12 protein-coding genes and 4 pseudogenes are annotated in these 18,779 nt (G+C 58.8%); 8 read left to right on the top strand and 8 right to left on the bottom strand.

The genetic code is table 11. The features are described from left to right. Positions 1–147 precede the first annotated feature (147 nt). Positions 148–279 (top strand): annotated as a pseudogene (locus tag AC0L14_RS26870) (IS256 family transposase); the annotation flags it as partial. Between the two features lie 122 nt (positions 280–401). Here AC0L14_RS26870 and nifA read toward each other — a convergent pair. The 3 genes from nifA to AC0L14_RS26855 all read right to left on the bottom strand — a co-directional run bounded on the left by nifA (position 402) and on the right by AC0L14_RS26855 (position 5,661). Further along, a complete protein-coding gene (gene nifA, locus AC0L14_RS26865; RefSeq protein ID WP_473528513.1) occupies positions 402–2,144 on the bottom strand; it encodes a nif-specific transcriptional activator NifA in 1,743 nt (580 codons plus the stop codon). Positions 2,145–2,766: 622 nt separating this feature from the next. Next, positions 2,767–3,798, bottom strand: a complete 1,032-nt coding sequence (locus AC0L14_RS26860; RefSeq protein ID WP_473751303.1) for a LacI family DNA-binding transcriptional regulator — start codon at positions 3,796–3,798, stop codon at positions 2,767–2,769. A 405-nt stretch (positions 3,799–4,203) separates the two neighbouring features. After that, positions 4,204–5,661 carry a dicarboxylate/amino acid:cation symporter gene (locus AC0L14_RS26855; RefSeq protein WP_473751307.1) on the bottom strand — a complete coding sequence of 486 codons (1,458 nt, stop codon included), beginning with the start codon at positions 5,659–5,661 and terminating at the stop codon, positions 4,204–4,206. Positions 5,662–5,920: 259 nt separating this feature from the next. Between AC0L14_RS26855 and AC0L14_RS26850 the strand changes: the two genes are divergently transcribed. The 4 genes and pseudogenes from AC0L14_RS26850 to AC0L14_RS26835 all read left to right on the top strand — a co-directional run bounded on the left by AC0L14_RS26850 (position 5,921) and on the right by AC0L14_RS26835 (position 11,654). After that, on the top strand, positions 5,921–7,792 hold the full coding sequence (locus AC0L14_RS26850; RefSeq protein ID WP_473751302.1) for a sensor histidine kinase: 1,872 nt from the start codon (positions 5,921–5,923) through the stop codon (positions 7,790–7,792). Continuing rightward, positions 7,789–9,156 carry a sigma-54-dependent transcriptional regulator gene (locus AC0L14_RS26845; protein WP_473528509.1) on the top strand — a complete coding sequence of 456 codons (1,368 nt, stop codon included), beginning with the start codon at positions 7,789–7,791 and terminating at the stop codon, positions 9,154–9,156. Before AC0L14_RS26850 ends, AC0L14_RS26845 begins: the two co-directional genes overlap by 4 nt. 150 nt (positions 9,157–9,306) lie before the next feature. Continuing rightward, a pseudogene (locus AC0L14_RS26840) lies at positions 9,307–9,875 on the top strand (IS3 family transposase); the annotation flags it as partial. Positions 9,876–10,487: 612 nt separating this feature from the next. Beyond that, positions 10,488–11,654, top strand: coding sequence for an NAD(P)/FAD-dependent oxidoreductase (locus AC0L14_RS26835; RefSeq protein WP_473751301.1), 1,167 nt, complete (start codon positions 10,488–10,490; stop codon positions 11,652–11,654). A gap of 74 nt (positions 11,655–11,728) precedes the next feature. Here AC0L14_RS26835 and AC0L14_RS26830 read toward each other — a convergent pair. Together AC0L14_RS26830 and AC0L14_RS26825 are read right to left on the bottom strand one after the other, a co-directional pair. After that, positions 11,729–12,196: pseudogene (locus tag AC0L14_RS26830) on the bottom strand (transposase family protein); the annotation flags it as partial. 295 nt (positions 12,197–12,491) lie between these two features. Continuing rightward, positions 12,492–12,591, bottom strand: a pseudogene (locus tag AC0L14_RS26825) (LysR family transcriptional regulator); the annotation flags it as partial. A gap of 338 nt (positions 12,592–12,929) precedes the next feature. Between AC0L14_RS26825 and AC0L14_RS26820 the strand changes: the two are divergent. The 3 genes from AC0L14_RS26820 (at position 12,930) to AC0L14_RS26810 (ending at position 16,203) form a co-directional block, all read left to right on the top strand. After that, positions 12,930–13,919, top strand: a complete 990-nt coding sequence (locus AC0L14_RS26820) for a nodulation protein NodZ (protein WP_473751300.1) — start codon at positions 12,930–12,932, stop codon at positions 13,917–13,919. A gap of 142 nt (positions 13,920–14,061) precedes the next feature. Beyond that, positions 14,062–15,162: a GDP-mannose 4,6-dehydratase gene (gene gmd, locus AC0L14_RS26815; RefSeq protein WP_473528506.1), complete on the top strand. Its 1,101-nt coding sequence runs from the start codon at positions 14,062–14,064 to the stop codon at positions 15,160–15,162. A gap of 72 nt (positions 15,163–15,234) precedes the next feature. After that, on the top strand, positions 15,235–16,203 hold the full coding sequence (locus AC0L14_RS26810; RefSeq protein ID WP_473751299.1) for a GDP-L-fucose synthase family protein: 969 nt from the start codon (positions 15,235–15,237) through the stop codon (positions 16,201–16,203). Between the two features lie 1,069 nt (positions 16,204–17,272). On the opposite strand, the gene AC0L14_RS26805 is transcribed toward AC0L14_RS26810, so the two are convergent. Genes AC0L14_RS26805 through AC0L14_RS26795 form a run of 3 tightly spaced genes read right to left on the bottom strand, consistent with a single transcriptional unit; the run spans position 17,273 to position 18,761 of the window. Beyond that, positions 17,273–18,184 carry an SIR2 family protein gene (locus AC0L14_RS26805; RefSeq protein ID WP_473751298.1) on the bottom strand — a complete coding sequence of 304 codons (912 nt, stop codon included), beginning with the start codon at positions 18,182–18,184 and terminating at the stop codon, positions 17,273–17,275. Positions 18,185–18,225: 41 nt separating this feature from the next. Next, positions 18,226–18,438 carry a putative nitrogen fixation protein NifT gene (gene nifT, locus AC0L14_RS26800; protein WP_473751297.1) on the bottom strand — a complete coding sequence of 71 codons (213 nt, stop codon included), beginning with the start codon at positions 18,436–18,438 and terminating at the stop codon, positions 18,226–18,228. After that, positions 18,435–18,761, bottom strand: coding sequence for a nitrogen fixation protein NifZ (locus AC0L14_RS26795; RefSeq protein WP_473751296.1), 327 nt, complete (start codon positions 18,759–18,761; stop codon positions 18,435–18,437). Before AC0L14_RS26795 ends, nifT begins: the two co-directional genes overlap by 4 nt. Between the last annotated feature and the right edge of the window lie 18 nt (positions 18,762–18,779).

The following is an 18,779-nucleotide window of genomic DNA, read 5'->3' as shown; positions in this document are numbered from 1 at the left end:
GCCACAGCTGAACAAGGAGACGGAACGACTGAAAGATCACCTTGACAAAGATTAGCCCATACAAGCGAGCGAGCGGCGTAGCGGCGGTCATCGATGTTCTTCGGTAGGGTTGGGTTGCTGACACAACCTGATTCGAAGGAACCACCGATAACCAACGACATGATGAACCTGCGCACGCTCGTAGAGAAGACCCCCGACGCCGATATCCTGCGCGAGATGATCGGCTTTGCCGCCGAGCGGCTGATGGAGCTGGAGGTGGGCGCTGCGGCCGGCGCCGACAGGAGGGCTGCACCGCTCACCGACGGAGGTCCGAGCCGAACCAACCCACGCTTGATTTGCCCCAGCTATTCGCCTCGCTCGCTATGTCGCGGCCCCCACATATCGGAAGTCCGACCGCCGGTTCAGAGATTTTTGATCTCGATACCGTATTTCCTCAGCGCGTAGCCAATCTGGCGCGGCGTCAGTCCAAGCAGGCGCGCTGCCTTTGCCTGTACCCAGCCGGATCTTTCCATGGCCGCGATGAGACGCTCGCGATCGGTCATCTTCGCGTCGCTTACGAGGGCTACCCGAACAGGCGCTGGCAGTGCCTGCTCGCTGTCAACAGGCGGGGCCCCAAAGGCGGCCGAAGCAAAAGCACCAGACGATTGCATGGCCGGGTTCAGTGGCGATGGTGCGATCGGCTCCGATTTCGGCGCTGTCTCCTTCGATGCGTTCTTCCATAGCATCGCGGAAAGGCATTGGCCGCGGCTGCAGTCAAAGTCCTTTCTGACGATTGACGCTCCCGCTGCCAGGGTCGCTGTCCGCTGCACGCAATTTTCAAGCTCGCGGACATTTCCGGGAAAAGCACAGTTCAACAGCACTTCAGTCGCACTCGCATCGAAGACCATCGTACGGCCGTTCTCGCTGTTGAAATTCTTGAGAAACTCGGCGGCAAGGAGCGGAATATCACTGCGCCTTTCGCGCAATGGCGGCACCAGCAAGGGAACAACGCTGATGCGATAATAAAGGTCGGCGCGAAACTCGTTCCTTGCAACAGCGTCTTCCAGGTTCCTGTTCGTGGCGCCAATCACGCGAACGTCGACCTTGATCGTCTGGTTGCTGCCGACGCGCTCGAACTCCTGCTCCTGCAGCACGCGCAGCAGCTTTGCCTGGAACGAGGCCGAAATCTCACCGATCTCGTCCAGAAACAACGTTCCCTTGTCGGCGAGCTCAAAGCGCCCCTTGCGCGAGTTGAATGCACTGGTAAAGGCACCCTTTTCGTGACCGAACAGTTCGGATTCCAGGACTGTCTCAGGGAGCGCTGCGCAATTGAGCTTGATGAACGGCCGCTTGGCGCGCCCCGACAGCTCGTGAATGGCCTTGGCGACCAGCTCCTTGCCGGTCCCGGATTCGCCGCGCAGCAAAACGGTGCTGTTGGACCTGGCCACTAACGCGACCTTCTCAAGCAGCCCGCGCAGCGCCGGGCTGTCGCCAATGATCCCCTTGACATGAGCCCTTTTGCCCTCATGCCCAGGCTGCTTGAGCTCGCCGAATTGCTTTTGCATCCGGATTTTCTCGGCCATCAGTCGCTCGCGGTCGGACGCGAACATGCGATGCAGCTTCACTGTCTGCCCAACCAGATTGGCGATTGTGGTAAGGAGGCGGAGGTCGTAATCGAGGAGGGAACCTGATTTGTTGTCCAGGATGCGGTCGATGGTCAGCGTGCCCACGACGTTCGCATCGACGCGAATGGGTACGCCGATGAACGACACTTTCATGTTGTCGGACGCCCCGAGCACGTCCTTGTCGGCGGCGTTGAAGGCCGGATCCACCGCTATGTTCTCGGCGACGAGCGCCATGCCCGTCGTTATGATCTGGTCGATCGCCGTCCGTGGCAGATGCTTCCGGTAGCGCTCATCGCTGCCTTCGCTCCAGCCGGCACCGACGGTCATGTCCGGTATGCCGGCACCGCCGAAGAGCGAGATGATGCCGTGCCGCACCTGCACCAACGATGGCAGGAGATCGACGACGTTGGCCAACGTGGCATCGAGCCCAGAGGGGGCGGTGAGTGCTTTCGATGTTTCGAAGATGTCTGGCGCCCTCTCGTGCAACGGCACAATAGGGACCACGGGATTCGTCTCGGACTTTGAATTAGGCCTTTTCATTTTTGGAAGCGATATGCAGCATGACGAGGTCTGCCTGGCACTTTGCTCGGAGTTGCGAGTATCGTGTTGTATGTGATCATCGATCTCGCGCTATGAAATCGATGCTCGAGGCAAATGCGCCTATTGTCCAGCGCGTGGATATCCTCGGCGAATCGCATTCGTGAGCGTCTTCGCTCCGCAGGCCGCATAATCGACGAGTTTACTCCCCTCGGTCTGGCACGCGGGGATTCATTGAAGCACGAAAAGGCGTTGATGGAGATAGTCGTTACGCTTGATCCGCCAGCGAGACGGACGTCTGCAGCCGGCTTATCGCCAGCAATGAGCTTGCCGCCGAGATTATAGCGAGTGTCGACGCCAGTCAGGCCGCGGGCAAGCGCGGCCCTGGCAAGTTGGGGCGGCGTCATGGGGTCGATCGCAAAGCGGAGCGATGCTTGACGCATGGCTTTCCTTTCTCTTCCATGAAGTGCGGGTCGTCGTTCTCGGCTGACTGGCTTCCGCCGCGCAGCAACCGCGCGTTGTTAAACGAGACCGGAATGGGGGAGGTGAGTCAACCAAACTCCCGCTGCTTTTCTTTCATTTACGAAAGGAAAGTTGGCTCTCACGATAGAATTTTATCAGCTTTTCAGATATTTTCCGGCAGATAGATCTCAAACGGCAGAAAAGTCTGCCCTGGCGACTCCGAAGTGCCGGCCTTGATGGCCCGGGCCATCAGCGTCATCAGTTCCTGGCAAAGCCGGCGCTGCGGCGTGCCGACCGACATCGTGATGATGCCATCTGCGAGTGCTGCCCGTGACTCCGGCGTGATCTCGTTAACGATCGCGACGAGACCCCGGCTTTCGCCTTCTTCACGGAGCGCGGAGATCGCTCCCTCCATACCACCGCCGGCCACATAGAAGCCGACGAGTTCGGGTTCCCGTTGCATGAGATCCAGCGTGGCCTCGTAAGTGATCTGCCGTGCCTCAAGATTCACGAGCGGATCGAGCAGCTCAAATGTCGGTGCATTCTCACGGAAATAGGAGCGAAAGCCGACCTCCCGCAGCTCCTGCCCCTGAAAACGGTGGCTGCCGACAAAAACCGCCACCTTGCCCGGCCGTTTTGCGACCTTTGAAAACATCCACGCTGTCGTCCGCCCGATCTTGCGGTTGTCGAGGCCGATATAACCCTCACGTACACCTGCGGCGAAATCGGAAAGCAGCGAGAAAACGGGGATGCCTTTTGCCTTGAGTTCTTGGACGGCTGCCGTGATTGCCGGATGGTCCGGCGCCACCATGGCGATCGCGTGGCAGCGCGCGCCGAAATCCTTGAGCAGTGGAAGAAGGTCGCACGGCATGTGCGACGGCGCGAATTGGATGAGCGGAATGCCATGGAAGCACTTCGCCGTGTTGACCGCCGCTTCGACCTCACGCGCCAAGCCCTGATAGAAATGGTGAGCCGGTTTTCTCAGGATGAAGCCAAGCCGATATTGCGGCAGGTCCCGCTGCAGGCGCTGCTTGATAAGACCGGCGGCGTGATATCCGATGGCCTGTGCCGCCGCTAAGACCCGCTTCGCAGTCTCCTCCCGCACCGGATGACGGGCATTCAGAACTCGGTCAACGGTGGCAACACTGACCCCCGCTTCCCGGGCGATATCAGCAATTGTGGGTCGCTTCGCCATAGTCCAAGTCTGATTAAAACGACATCAGGAAAGAAACCCGGTAAAGGTAAGGTTCAGTAAAATCTATCATTCCTGCATTGATCCTGTTCGCTACCGGAATTCTTGTCGTGGCGTGGTGCGAGGTAGAAGCCGAAACGTGGAACGACGCGCCTTCCGACCGTCTTCGGCATCATCGTTGCCCATAGATCATGGATTCCTCCATGCCAAGATCGCTTTCGTTGCCTAGAGCGTGGGCGATTTGTTCAGCCGTGCCGACGAGAGCTGACCGCGGTGGCTCCGATCGAGCTCCGCGCCCGGTTCCACGAACCGGGCGTCCCAATCTTCGTTAGTATTAAATGCATCATAGATGGCTTGATGTGCGTGGTGACCGGTGGAGACCTGCGCGAGGCGCACATAATTCTGCACTCACTGCATTTCGGGATTCTTAATTTCATCTGCCCGCGAGAGGCTCTTGGAGCCTGCGGCTCGATTGTCCGGCGTTTGTGACCAGCCAGGCGATTCAACCGGTAGCGATGCTGCCGACTTGCTCGGCGCGGGCGCTACCAGTGGCTGGCCGGTTGATGTCTCGGCAGGCTGGTGGCCGCAGAAGGCAGCTTCCAATTGCGCCTGGTCCAATTCGCCTTCCCAGCGGGCGACGACGAGCGATGCCACCGCGTTACCGACGAAATTCGTCAGTGCCCTGCATTCCGACATGAAGCGGTCGACGCCAAGGATCAGCGCCATTCCAGCAACGGGAACAGCCGGCACTACGGAGAGCGTAGCGGCCAACGTGATGAAGCCGGCACCTGTGACACCTGCTGCACCCTTTGAGGAAAGCATCGCGACGAGCAGCAGGAGGACCTGGTCGCTAATTGACAAATCCGTATTCGTCGCCTGCGCGATGAAAAGGGCCGCGAGGGTCATGTAGATATTGGTGCCATCCAGATTGAAGGAATATCCGGTCGGGATGACGAGGCCCACGACCGAGCGCTTGGCGCCGGCCTTTTCCATTTTCTCCATGAGAGAGGGCAGCGCGGCCTCGGAGGAGGACGTTCCGAGGACCAGCAGCAGCTCTTCCTTGATGTAGCGGATAAGAGAAAAGATCGAGAAGCCGTTGTAGCGACAGACTGCACCGAGAACCCCGAACACGAAGAGGAATGCGGTGAGATAGAAGGTCCCGACCAGCATCGCAAGGTTAGCCACCGAACCGATGCCATATTTGCCAATCGTGAAGGCCATTGCTCCGAAAGCCCCGAACGGCGCGGCTTTCATCAGTATGCTGACCAATTTGAAAACGGGTGCAGTGAGGTCCTGAAGGAAGGAAAGCACCGACTTGCCTGTTTCTCCGACCATCGCCAGCGCGATGCCGAAGAGGACGGAGAAGAACAACACCTGTAGAATGTTGCCTTCCACAAAGGCGCCGACAATCGTGGTCGGGATCATGTTCATCAGGAAGCCGGTCACGGACTGCTCGTGGGCCTTTGAGGCATAGCCATTGACGGCCTGGACGTCGAGCGAGGTCGGATCGATGTTGAGGCCGGCGCCAGGCTGAATTACATTGCCGACGATGAGGCCGACGATAAGCGCGAGCGTCGAGAAGGTGAAGAAATAGACCATCGCCTTGCCGGCAACACGGCCGACCTTCTGAAGATCGCTCATGCCGGCAATTCCAGTCGCCACGGTCAGAAAAATAACGGGCGCGATGATCATCTTGACGAGCTTGATGAAGGCATCGCCGAGCGGCTTCAGGTTTTCTCCGATTTGCGGATAAAAATGGCCAACCGCAACTCCGAGGATGATTGCGACAAGCACCTGCACGTAAAGCTTGGCACAAAGGGTCTTGCGGGGTGCGTGATTTGCGCTGGGGGCCAGTGGGGTCAACATGTAAGTTCTCTCTCCCTGACCGGTTTGGGGCGGGCTCTTCCTCCTTCCCGCGGCTTCTCCCATCGCGGCGCTCCGGTCGAACGCTGCTGCGATGTTGGTCGCAAGAGCCGTGCCAAGCCAAGAAAACGCGGAAATCGCCGGGGTCTCAGGTATTTCCTACAATTGCGCAGCAAGGGTTGTGTGGTTTTCCGCACTGATCGCCTTCCCTTCTGGCGGAACCCCGCACTATGGTTCGTCAATGGTCGGTCTGAAGAATGCGATGGCAGAAAAAGACATTGGCACGGGCGCCTTCCAGCGCGTCCCATTGGTCTTCCCTGGCAGATCGGCCGGCGGTCGATCTCTCTGGCTTGCGGTTTTGCTTGCAATTCTTGGTGCGGCGCTCTGTTTCGTCGTCTTTGCAGCGGGCCGCATCGCCGGCACCAGAGCGGAGTATGCCCTACGCGACCGTGCTCTTGCCGCGTTCCCGCTTGCAGCCGACAGTTTGAAAGGGGAGGTCGAGAAGCAGCGAGTGATTCCGCTGGTCCTGGCACGCGACGGTGCGGTTCAGGAGATGCTTCGCAGTCCGAGCACTGCCAACGAAGCCCCGCTTGATGACAAGCTTCGCGCCATCGCGCGCGACGCCGGCTCTTCTATGATCTACATCATTAATCCTGACGGCATAGCGGTTGCTGCGAGCAACGCCGGCGAGCCGACCAGTTTCGTCGGCAGCGATTATCGCTTTCGCCACTACTTCACCGAGGCGATGGCGGATGGCGCGGCTATGCAATATGCGCTCGGCACGGTTAGCGCGCGGCCTGGGCTCTATCTGTCGAGCAGGGTCGATGGGCCGGAGGGGCCTCTCGGTGTGGTTGTGGTAAAGGTGGAGCTCGACCGGGTCGAGTCGCGCTGGCTGGAGAGCGGGTTCGTGGTCTTCACGACCGATGAGCGCGGCGTGGTTCTTGCGACGAGCGTGCCCCATTGGCGTTTTGGCGCTCTCTCACCACTTTCCGAAAAGGAGACGCAAACCGCTCGCGATCGTCTGCAGCTACCGGGCGCGACTTTCGAGCCGGTGCCGGTTTCCCGCCGCGGCGGCAACCTGGTCACCGCAAGTCCTGAGAGTCGATCAGCCGGTTTCGTTGCGGTTTCGCAGAATCTCGGCAAAGCAGTTCCGGGCTGGCGCATGTCGTTGCTCATTCCCGCCGACACCGAGATCTCCTCGGCGGTCATGACAGCCCGCGTGACGACGCTGCTTGCCCTCGTTCTCGTTGGAATCGTCGCTTTCATCATTGTTCGACGGCGGCGGGCGGTCCGGCAGCGGCAAGAAGTGCTTGTATTCCTGAATGCGGAACTGGAGCATCGCGTTGAACTGCGCACGGCGGAGCTCCAGCGCTCGAACGAAGCGCTCGCCGGTGAGATCGCCGAGCGAGAGAACGCTGAGGCAAGAGTGCGCCGCTTGCGCGATGAACTCGCCCAGGCGAACCGCTTGTCTATCGTGGGACAGATAACGGCCGGGGTCGCCCACGAGATCAACCAGCCGGTCGCCGCAATCCGCACCTATGCTGAAAATGCCGCGCGTCTTCTTGGGATCGGCCGTTCGCAAGACACCGCCGAGAATCTGACCTCGATCGTCGCCATGACCGGCAGGATCGGCACGATCACCGAAACGCTAAGGTCCTTTTCCCGCCGCGCCAGCGGATCTATGGGACAGATACCAGCGGAAGACGCGATCGACGGCGCCCTGTTGCTTCTTTCAGGCCGAATTCGCGATTCCGGGGTGACGATCGAACGAAAGCGGATCGATCCATCTCCAATTGTCATGGCAAGCCGCATGCGACTGGAGCAGATCCTCGTCAACCTTCTCCAGAACGCGCTTGACGCTCTGAAGGACCAACCGGAGCCCCGGGTCGAGATAGCGCTCGCCGAAAACGGGGAAATGGTCGCTATTTCCGTTCGGGACAACGGCCCCGGCCTTGCCCCCGATATTCGCAGGAGCCTCTTCATGCCGTTCATTACCAACAAGGAAAACGGTCTCGGTCTTGGCCTGGTCATTTCGGAAGAGATCGCACGTGAGCTCGGCGGCTCGTTGCGGCATGATGATGCCGGCCAGGGGAGAGGGACTTCCTTCACGGTCCAGCTGAGGCGCGCGGCATGAGTGCTGAAACAGGACCGGTCATTTTTATTGACGATGATGAGGATCTGCTCCGCGCAGCCACGCAGATGCTGAAGCTTGCCTCCTTCTCACCGAGCGTGTTCGGTTCCGCCGAGGCCGCGCTCGCCAGAATCGACGAGAACTTCGATGGCCCCGTTGTGAGTGACATCCGCATGCCCGGGCTGAACGGCCTTCAGCTCTTCGAGCGAGTGAAGGCGATCGACCCGGACATTCCGGTTGTCTTGATCACCGGGCATGGCGACGTCGAGCTGGCCGTTGCCGCCATCAAGGACGGCGCCTACGATTTCATCTCGAAGCCATATGCGAACGACCGGCTTCTAGTGACGCTGCATCGCGCTTCGGAAAAACGGCGCCTGGTCCTGGAAAACAGACGTCTTAGGGATGCGGTTGTCCGATCTGCGGGGGATATGCCGCTGATCGGGGAGGCACCGACCATGAGTCGACTGCGCGAAACTCTCCGCCAGATCGCCGATACCGATGTGGATGTCCTTGTGGAAGGCGAGACGGGCACGGGCAAGGAGGTGGTCGCGGATCTGCTTCATCGCTGGAGCAGACGACGCACGAAGCCCTTCGTTGCCCTGAATTGTGGAGCGCTGCCCGAAAGCGTCATCGATAGCGAACTTTTCGGGCACGAGGCAGGCGCCTTTACTGGCGCGCAGAGGCGCAGGACCGGTCGCATCGAGCATTCGAACGGAGGGACGCTCTTCCTCGACGAAATCGAGTCGATGCCGCCAGCACTCCAGGTGAAGCTTCTGAGGGTGCTTGAGACCCGGCAGATCACGCCACTCGGCACGAATGAAACCCGCAGCATCGACCTTCGCGTCGTGTCGGCTACGAAGGCCGATCTCGGCGATCCGGCCGCCCGCGGAGATTTCCGGGAAGACCTTTATTTCCGGCTGAATGTGGTGACGCTCCGCATCCCGCCGCTTCGCGAAAGGCGCGAAGACATCCCGATCCTCTTTGGGCATTTCCTGGAACGCGCCTCCAAACGCTTCGGCAGGCCAGTTCCGGACATAAGCGCTGGCGTGCGCGATCGCCTCATGAGCCACAATTGGCCCGGCAATGTCCGTGAACTCGTGCATTTCGCCGATCGCGTTGCATTGGGACTTGAAGGGGTAGGCACGCCCATTGCACCAGGTCGAAAGGAACAAGCGGTATCAAACCTCCCCTTGTCCGAAAAGGTCAGCCTTTATGAGGCGACCGTCATCCGCGATGCCTTGCAGGAATGCGGCGGCGACGTGAGGCGCACGATCGAAGCCCTGGGAGTTCCCCGCAAGACCTTCTACGACAAGCTGAAACGACATGGGATAGACTCGGCCGATTATCGAAAAACCGCCATTGGCTGAAGCCTTCTTGCTCGCATATCGCGGAAAGCTGCGATGAGGTGTTGGAATCCGGTGCATCGGAATTGCTAAACATGGAATGATTTATCTGCTGTCTCAACTTGGCTCGACGAAGAAGTTCGCCATTCTTGCAGAGTGACGGTTTCGAGAATCGGACCGATGGCGCGCAAGCGCCGGGCAAGACGGCGAGCAATCGGCACGCGGGCGCCGATCCTGGTCGAGGCAAAGCCGAATGCGCGCTGGTCGCTGGATTTCGTCCATGACCAGTTCGCCTGCGGCCGGCGCTTCCGTGTGCTCAACATCGTCGACGACGTGACACGCGAATGTCTGGCCGCGATTCCGGACACCTCGATCTCCGGCCGGCGCGTGGTTCGCGAACTCGACGCGATCATCGCGCGTCGCGGCCGACCGAACGCCATCGTCAGCGACAATGGCACCGAACTGACCAGCATGGCCGTGCTCAAATGGTGCCAGAAAACCGGCATCGAATGGCACTACATCGCCCCGGCAAGCCCACGCAAAACGCCTTTGTCGAGAGCTTCAACGGTCGCTTTCGCGATGAGCTCCTGAACGAGACGCTGTTCTCGTCACTTGCTGAGGCCCGTTCCGCCATCACCAACTGGAAGGAGGATTACAACAACCACAGCCCTCACTCAGCCCTCGGCAACATCCCGCCGGTCGAGTTCGTAATGAAAATCAGGCTGGAAAAGCCGGCCGCATAAGGCCAGAAACAAAACCCGGGACTCTCCAACCGCTGGAGGGAAGTCGGGGCTCAGGTCACAGCCTCTCGCCAATCTCGTTGCGTTCTTGTTTAGCGTTGCAACAGATTCTTCAAAGAAATTCATGGAATCTTTGCGACCGCAAATCGCTGTCAATGGTACGCTCACCACGACTTTCGAGTTCAGTGGCGGCAGAAATCTGGTGTCGTTTTATGTTCCGCCGCCGAACAGCATTTGCGAAGAGCGCGAAATGACATAGCCAGCAGGACGAGGGTACCACCCACGCGCAGATCGACTACAGCCAAGTCGGCCGCGATACGATACTCGATATTGGCTACGGACGATGCCATCGGCTTTGATGGTCGAAGTTGCGCCGTCGTTCTGGCTCTCACCGGGCAGTCGCGAAGAGCCTGAATTCACCTGGGAGAAGACGGACAGAGCCGACGACTTGCTGCGTGAAGCAGGACCGGCAGCTGCGTGAGCGCGGCTGGATCAAGCGCATACGGCAACCCTTTTCAACTCGCTAGAGTCGCGCCTGGCCGCGGCACGCGCTTCGACATCATGCTGACGGCTGTGTGATTGACACGGGCGGTTACCGGAAAGGCGGACAAAAAAGTGCGTTACGACATCGTTATTATCGGGGGAGCCATCGTCGGCTCTTCGATCGCCTACTATCTGCGCGAGGAAGGATTCTCGGGTTCGATCGCGCTGGTCGAGCGTGATCCGCAATTTTCCCATGCGGCAACGACGCTGTCTTGCGCCTCCATTCGCCAGCAATTCTCGATCCCGCAGAACATCCGCCTGTCGCAGTTCACGCTGAAACTGTTCCGGCGGCTGAAGGAAGAATTCGGCGCGGACGCCGACATCGGTTTTCGCGAGGGCGGCTTTCTCATTCTCGCCAGCGAGAACGGGCTGCCGATCCTGAATGCCAACCACGAGGCGCAGATGGCCGAGGGCGCCGATATCGTGCTTGAGGATGCGGAGGCGCTCGTCCGCCGGTTTCCTTGGCTGTCGGCGGAGGGCATCACCGCCGGCGCCTATGGCCGCAGCGGCGAGGGCTGGTTCGACGCGCATGCGATGCTGATGCTGTTTCGCAAGGCCCTGCGCGAGAAGACGATCGATTTCATCACGGCCGATGTCACCGGCATCGTGCGGCAGGGCGACCGGGTCACCAGCGTGAGCCTCGACAATGGCGAGCAGCTCGAAGCCGGCATCGTCGTCAACGCCGCCGGGCCGAATGCCGGCAAGGTTTCCGCAATGGCCGGACTGGCGCTGCCGGTGGAACCGCGCAAGCGCAACGTCTTCATCTTCGAGGCGCGCGAGAAATATGCCGACATGCCGTTGCTGGTCGATCCCTCAGGCATCTATGTCCGGCCGGAAGGCTCGGTCTACATCACCGGCGGCGCCGAGCCGGAAGAGGGCGACGGTCCGGCCGATCCCGCTGATTTCGAGCCGGACTGGCCGCTGTTCGAAGAGGTGATCTGGCCGGTGCTGGCGACCCGCATTCCCGCCTTCGAGGCGATCAAGCCGACACGCGCCTGGGCCGGGCATTATGACTACAACACGCTCGACCAGAACGCAGTGATCGGCCCGCATCCGCAGGTCAAGAATTTCGTCTTCGCCAACGGTTTTTCCGGCCACGGCCTGCAGCAGGCGCCGGCGGTAGGCAAGGCGCTTGCCGAGCTGATCGTCCATGGCGGCTACCGCACGGTGGATTGCTCGGCGTTTGGGTACAGCCGCGTTGCCGAAGGGCGGGCGTTCAGGGAATTGAATGTGATCTAACAACAGCGGCGCCGCGACGGTCTCCTTTGGTGCCGGCGGGACAGAGGGGGCGCGAAGGATCGCGACAGGCGGTGCCGCGGTACAAAGGCCTTGATGTTTAGCTTGCCCTGTTCGGTTCGGACCTCCGCTATATCAATGTGGAAGAAGCCGATCGGATAGGCCTTGAACCTCTTCTTCGCCGGCCTGTCGCCCTCGACATCTGGCAATCGGCCGATGCTTGCGCTGCAGACAGCGGTGCAATGAAGAGCGCGTCAGATGCGGGATCGTCGGCTGCAACGCGTAGAGGCAATCGTCGAGCGGCAGCAGCGTGTTGCGGCGGAAGCCGACAATAACGGTCCTCTTCCTCGGCAGACAGAACTGTCGATCTCGGCTCCCTGGGGCCGTTGGGCAGATCGGCGGTCGAACTCCGCTTCTCCACTTCGCGACCGTCTTGGGGTTGATACATAGCGCTTCGAAGGCGGCCTCAGGCTCGCTTCACTATGTTGTATCGCTCGACGGATCGCCTCTGTCGTTGTGGCGCTCTCATGCAGAACCTGGCCCATAGTGCATCCTTTTGGACGACAACGATGAACCATCAAAGCCTGGGATCAAACATCTAGACCAGCCGATTATGCTTCGGCCAGCCGCTTGGCAATGCTCGCAGCCGGCCTGCCGCCGCGCACCAGCCCAAGTGGTGAACGGTCCGGCGGGATCTCTCCGCGACAACCCCGGTCCTTAAACCGTTCGGCAAATATCCGCTTTCAGCAGAGCGGTGCACTACAGACGAAACGTCTTGCGACCAGTCGGAGCTCAATCTTCTTGCCCGCACACGGAGGAGATCATCGGGATCGTCGTCGCAGCCGCGCTCATGGCCGGCTGACTTGGGTCGATGCTGCGTGCTGCCGCCGTAAGGTTTCGCTGGGGTTAGCAGTGCGTCGAGCACAACGAGAGTGTTCAGGTCAACGCCCTGGAACCCATGTCACTAGCTATCCATGGCGTGGATGCGTTTCATCGAAACAGACGATTTTACCGATGTTACGTCACGTTGCATAGAAAGAATTCAAGGATGTAAGCCAGGGAAAGTGGTTGATGTTTGTGTTGGCTCCGAAGAGCATTTTCTGGCCTGCGCCGAAGACCAGCCCAGGCGCGCGTCCATCGGGGCCAGGCACTTCCGCGATAGACGCAAGCTACATCGCATTGGCGCAGCACGACAAGCTTCCCCGAATTGCGCAGGCGCTTGCCTCAAAGGCAGCAGCAAAGCTGAGGCTTGTGGTGTTCTGGAAAGAGGCAATTTAGATGCTTGTTGATGGCTCAAGGATGGATCGGTTCGTTGTTTCTCGACGGCGCACGGGTCTCGGTGATTGCCTGTGGTCTCTCGCGTCGGCTTGGGACTACGCACATCGGACGGGACGAGCTTTAGCAATAGATTGGCGCGGCTCTTGTTACCTTGACAACCCGTTTGCGAATGCCTTTCCGGCTTTCTTCAAGCCAGTTGAAGAGATCAGTGGTGTACGGGTCATTTGCGATGACCAGATCAACCACGTCTCGTTCCCTGGTCCCTTCTTCCCGTCGTGGTGGAACAAGCCATCCATCGACTGCGTGTACCGTCCGGATGAACAGATTTTCCAAGAACGTGACGAGCTTAACGATCTTTTCCAGGCCCAAGATGATTGTGAAGCCAACACGGTAGTGTGTGATGCTTGCTTGATGTGGCGCTGCGATGAGCAAGCCGAGCGAACGATCTTTCGAAGCATCAGACCGAGGGTCGAAATTGAGGATCGGATTGAAGCGCTCTACCAGGAACATTTTGACGGGCACAGCATAATTGGAGTCCATGTCCGCCACGGCAACGGCGAAGATATCATGGATCACGCACCTTACTGGGCTGATCCAAAGGTTGCCTTAGAGCAGGTATGCACTGCCATTCGTATGGCCAAAGCGCAACCGCATCCAAGGCCTGTAAGGGTGTTCCTGTGTACAGACAGCGCCCAGGTTGTTGATTACTTGTCGGGCGTATTTCCCGAACTTTTCACCGTCCCAAAACGCTTCCAGGCGGATCAGGCCGGCCCCTTACACAGTGCAGCACTGGGCACCGACGGTGGTTTTTCCGCTCTCGTTGAAATGTATCTCCTCGGTCGATGCGACACTGTAATTCGCTTTCCTCCGACTAGCGCCTTCACCCGTTATGCCCGCCTCTTCGTGCCGCGCATTATTGAATTCGATCTGAATGACCCGCGTCGTTTGATCTTGATTGATAACGCTTTCGAACGTTCCCCGGCTCCATGAAAGCGTTGGCATCCCGCTCGAACTCTCCCTTGCATTCGCGCAGAGGCCCCGTTCGCCCTGCCCAATGCGCCCCTTTCTCGCCACGCAATCCCGCCGCAGGCGAGCATTTTCTTGTTCGCTTCAAAATCAAAAGGATTCAAGCTTGTCAAAGAGAAAAGTCGCTTTAATCACCGGGGTCACGGGGCAAGACGGTTCCTACCTCGCAGAATTGCTTTTAGAAAAGGGCTATTCTGTGCATGGGATAAAGAGACGATCGTCTCTTTTTAATACGGGCCGTATAGACCATCTCTATCATGACCCTCATGAAAGTGGCGTTGATCTTACACTTCACCACGGGGACTTGACAGACTCGTCCAGCCTTACGCGCGTCATCCAACTGGTTCAGCCGGACGAAATTTACAATTTGGCAGCTCAGAGCCACGTTGCAGTCTCCTTTGAAGAACCAGAATACACCGCGAACTCCGACGCCTTGGGTGCGCTGCGTATCCTCGAGGCAATTCGGATCCTGGGGCTCGTCGAGCATACGCGCTACTACCAAGCCTCGACGTCTGAGCTCTACGGGCTGGTGCGGGAAACGCCACAGACCGAGACGACACCGTTCTACCCCCGATCACCCTACGCTGTTGCCAAATTGTATGCTCACTGGATCACCGTAAATTATCGAGAAGCTTACAATTTGTATGCATGTAACGGCATTTTATTTAATCATGAGTCACCCGCGCGCGGTGAAACATTTGTAACGCGCAAAATCACGCGCGCCTTGACTCGGATTAAGCTTGGAATGCAGCGGACTCTATTCTTGGGAAACCTTAATGCGCGTCGCGATTGGGGGCACGCTCGAGACTACGTCCAGATGCAGTGGTTGATGCTGCAGCAGGAGCAACCTGAGGACTTTGTGATCGCTAGCGGTGAGCAACATTCGGTGCGCGAATTCGTCACCGTCGCGGCCGCTGAACTCGGCATTGATGTTCGTTGGGTGGGGGAAGGGGTCGACGAAGAGGGGTACGATGCAAAGACGGGAGCTCTGATCGTAAAAGTAGATCCCCGTTATTTTCGTCCTGCAGAAGTCGAGACACTTCTCGGCGATGCCCGCAAGGCGAAAGAAAAACTTGGGTGGGAGCCCAAAATCTCCTTCATCGAATTGGTTAGGGAGATGGTTCGGGAAGATTTGCGCATGGCAGAGCGTGACGCAGTGCTGATGAAGCAGGGTTATTATTCGCACAGTCCACGAGAGTTATGCTGACAACGGCGGCGCCATGCTGGCTTGTTGTGAGTGCTATGGTGGCCTTCTTAAGGAGCGCCCAGAGCGTTATCAATGGAAAACAAAAAGATGAAGAAAGTCTATGTGGCAGGCCATCGCGGCCTTGTTGGATCCGCCACAATGAGAGCCCTCGAGGCGTTAGGATCCTATGAGATAATAACACGTACTCACGACGAACTGGATCTATTTGACCGGAGCGAGACGCGCAGGTTCTTCATGTCGCGGCGGCCAGATTACGTCGTTATGTGCGCCGCAAAGGTTGGTGGTATACTGGCGAACGCTAGCTCCCCTGTCGATTTCCTTCATAACAACCTCGCGATTCAAGTCAGTGTTTTTGATGCCGCTTACGCTTCCGGCGTCGAACGGATGATTTTTCTTGGCTCCTCGTGTATCTATCCACGCGACTGTCCGCAGCCGATACGGGAGGAATACCTTCTCACCGGTCCGCTTGAAGCGACGAATCGTCCCTACGCTTTGGCAAAAATCGCAGGTGTCGAATCATGCTGGTCTTTCAACCGGCAGTACAAGGCGCGCTATCTCGCGTTGATGCCGACCAACTTATATGGTCCCGGCGATAATTATCACCCCGAAAATTGTCACGTTCTGCCTGCTCTGATACGCCGTTTTCATCAAGCTAAAATGAACGGCGACTCCTCGGTGGGAGTCTGGGGATCCGGAAACCCTCGGCGAGAGTTTATGTATTCGTCGGATGTAGGCGATGCCATTGCGTTCCTGCTTGGCCTGCCAGATTCGGATTTTGACGCCCTGACAGCCCCCGACACGGCGCCCCTGATTAATGTTGGCGTTGGTGAGGACGTCACAATTCGCGAGGTGGCGGAACTCGTCAAGGCGGCGGTCTGCTGGGAGGGCAATTTGGTATTCGACACGACGAAGCCAGACGGTACTCCGCGCAAGTTACTGGACGTAACGCGCTTGCGTAACCTTGGCTGGAAAGCCAAAACGTCTCTTGGTGCCGGGTTGCAAGCGACGTATGAGGATTTTCTTCGCCTTCATGGGGCTTGATGTGGATGTGCGCATCCTGGTTGGACTGCATGTGCGACCGGGTGCAAGCGTGTTCAGTCAGGCCAAACAGAAGAGAGGGACGCATACATACCGAGGCGGCCGCAATATTGGCCTGTGCTAACGTTGCAAACCGGATCTCTCTGCGACCGGCGATGCAGAGGATCACCCAGAAGCTTGCCCAAGCCAATGGGAAGGGGGAAGGCCGCATAACCGGCCGCACCTGGAACGGCTGTGCGTGAGCGCCGTCAACTCAAGCCGCCCGTTAGAACTGCTCGACCTCACGGGAGCCGCTGCTTACGAAGCTGGCATCGACACGAAAGCCAACCAGGCCCGCATCATGCCTCGGGGCCTTATCCAAGGCGGTGCATGCGGAAATGGCGGACGTCGACGTATGCTTTTCAACTCGCGCTTAGTCGCAGGCGGGATCGCGTCCCGCTGCGTGGTGTAGCTGGCGGTATTGTCGCCGTGCTCTCCGGCATGGGCCGGGCTGACCGGATTGCTTCAGTCTGCCTTGCTAGTGCCGAACTCACTCGACTCAAGGTCATGGCGCCACAAGCGCGGATTCGCCGCGCCGTGGTGCGGGCGTTTACAACTCATTCAGCAGCGGGTCTCGTTGATGGCGAAGCGGCCTGCCCTGAACGAATCGCTCGCGTCTGCAGCGCGCCAAGCTGTCGCGCAAGGCGATCATCCTGACGCTCTGGGATGGCAGTGGCAGGTGACCGCCTATGCGGTGAGCACGCTTGGCCTTAGCTCGATTGGCATCGACCCCAACCGGCCCTGATCATCGTGCCGTGCCACAGCTTTTGCCGCCAGGTGAAGCCGATCAGCTGCGACCGCTCGCCACGACAACCCTGACGCCAGACTATGCTCTGCTCGGCTGGTTCGAGCCCGTCGCCGCTGTGTTCATCCGCAGCATCGAATGCCATATCCGCTGCAGCCTCGAATGAAATAGCCGTCGAAGCTTTTCAGCGCTGGCTCGAAACAGCAGCGCCTCTCGGAGTTGTTGAAAAACCCGGAAGTCAATTGCCCGTTTTACTTTTTCGGCAATGTTGAGGCGTCTGGGAATGGCTCAAACGATTGCCCGTTTGGCTTCATGCAATGTCTCGCCCAGTCCGACGAGACGGGCCGCGGCTTGACCCGTCGGCATGTCAATGACCGTGATTGCGCTTTCTGCAAGGAAGCGACGCTCGTTCTTGGTCAGCGTTGCTGTATCGATTGCCGCAAAATGTGGGCCACTGGAGCGCTTCATGATCTGTCGGGCATAGGTGCGCAGCATCTGATCGTTGAAGCGGCAGCCGAGGAAGAAGAGACCACGGCTGGCTCGCCGTTCCTTCACCAGGTCAGGGATCGGCGTCTGGATGTCGATTTCGCTCAGCACTTCAACGTAGTCGGAATCTGCGACGAGGAAGTTTGCGGCCGGCCTGGCACCGCCGTGGGGGGCGTAGAGAACCGTCTTCGCCGCTGGTGCGGATTCGAGCAATATGCCGGACAAATCGTAGGCTTTCGTCCAAATGTCGCCGATCTCGTGCGCCCGTGTTACGCCCTGTATTTCGACAACGTCCGTTCGGCGGGTCTGTATTAGGGCTGCGCGCATGGCACCGTCGTACCAGCTGTCGACGATCACGGAGAGCGGCAGCGTTGCAAGCCAGGCATGGAAGATGGTCGGCACCACCGGGGTCGCGAATATTTCGGCCATCCAAACTTGAAGCGTCCGGCGGTGCCGGCGCTGTTCGATATACTGCGCTACCGACCACATGTTGGTGCGAATCTTCGAAGGGGCTGGCGTGCGCTTGTTGAGCGCTGCGGCAACGGCCTCGGGGGTATGCGGTACGGGCGGTCCCGCGGAGCGGATCTCAAGCAAACCCGGGCCGAGATAGGGAATGACCTGATCGGCCGCGAGCGCTTTCTTCAAAAGGTCAAGCTGCCTTTCGGCAAAACTGTCCCGAATGACGACGAGGTGGCCCGAGGTCATTGTGTTCATGCTCGTATCCCTTTGCCGCTTTCTTTGTGTCAACCCGAAGGTCAGTCCTCGCCGGAAATCTTCCTTGCTTCCACGGTAATCGGCAAAGGCGTATCCCGCGGAAGGTCGGGCAGGACTAACCGCCAGCCGTTCTTCAGCGTCACAGCCCCACCCCATAAGTGTTCGTTGTCGACCTTGATGATCGGCTCTTCGAGATCCTTTTTGGGAATATATGCCGACAAGCCAGCACCGGTCCTGCGGATCATTACCCTCATCCGGCCGTTCCTTTGTCAAACCCAGTGCCAATTTCGGCAGTGCAAAGAATCCCAGCCGTCTCAAAACTCATGAGTTCACGCGCACGCATGCCGACGATGGTGCCGCGATCGACCCATTCCACCGCATAGATGTAGAACTGCTGGAGAAAGGTGCCGATGTCGCGCACATACCCCTCGTCGCCTTTGCGCACCAGGTTTTCGCCGATCTCCTTGCCAGGATAGGTGCCGTCATTTTTTATGTGGCGTGTGGCGCGGACCCGCTCACCCGGCATGAATCGCGGGGGTGAACGGATTTCGACGTCCTGTTCGCGTCCGAGGCTCATGGCAGTTCCTTTCTTGCG

Source organism: Mesorhizobium sp. WSM4841 (assembly GCF_055811515.1).
The sequence above is the reverse complement of the archived record's forward strand: the minus strand, read 5'-3'. Positions and strand labels throughout refer to the sequence as shown.

Excerpts from the sequence above, each read along its gene's own strand:
- nifA (WP_473528513.1), bottom strand. The coding sequence starts at position 2,144 with ATGAAAAGGCCTAATTCAAAGTCCGAGACGAATCCCGTGGTCCCTATT.
- AC0L14_RS26860 (WP_473751303.1), bottom strand. The coding sequence starts at position 3,798 with ATGGCGAAGCGACCCACAATTGCTGATATCGCCCGGGAAGCGGGGGTC.
- AC0L14_RS26855 (WP_473751307.1), bottom strand. The coding sequence starts at position 5,661 with ATGTTGACCCCACTGGCCCCCAGCGCAAATCACGCACCCCGCAAGACC.
- AC0L14_RS26850 (WP_473751302.1), top strand. The coding sequence starts at position 5,921 with ATGGCAGAAAAAGACATTGGCACGGGCGCCTTCCAGCGCGTCCCATTG.
- AC0L14_RS26845 (WP_473528509.1), top strand. The coding sequence starts at position 7,789 with ATGAGTGCTGAAACAGGACCGGTCATTTTTATTGACGATGATGAGGAT.
- AC0L14_RS26820 (WP_473751300.1), top strand. The coding sequence starts at position 12,930 with ATGCTTGTTGATGGCTCAAGGATGGATCGGTTCGTTGTTTCTCGACGG.
- AC0L14_RS26810 (WP_473751299.1), top strand. The coding sequence starts at position 15,235 with ATGGAAAACAAAAAGATGAAGAAAGTCTATGTGGCAGGCCATCGCGGC.
- AC0L14_RS26805 (WP_473751298.1), bottom strand. The coding sequence starts at position 18,184 with ATGAACACAATGACCTCGGGCCACCTCGTCGTCATTCGGGACAGTTTT.
- nifT (WP_473751297.1), bottom strand. The coding sequence starts at position 18,438 with ATGAGGGTAATGATCCGCAGGACCGGTGCTGGCTTGTCGGCATATATT.
- AC0L14_RS26795 (WP_473751296.1), bottom strand. The coding sequence starts at position 18,761 with ATGAGCCTCGGACGCGAACAGGACGTCGAAATCCGTTCACCCCCGCGA.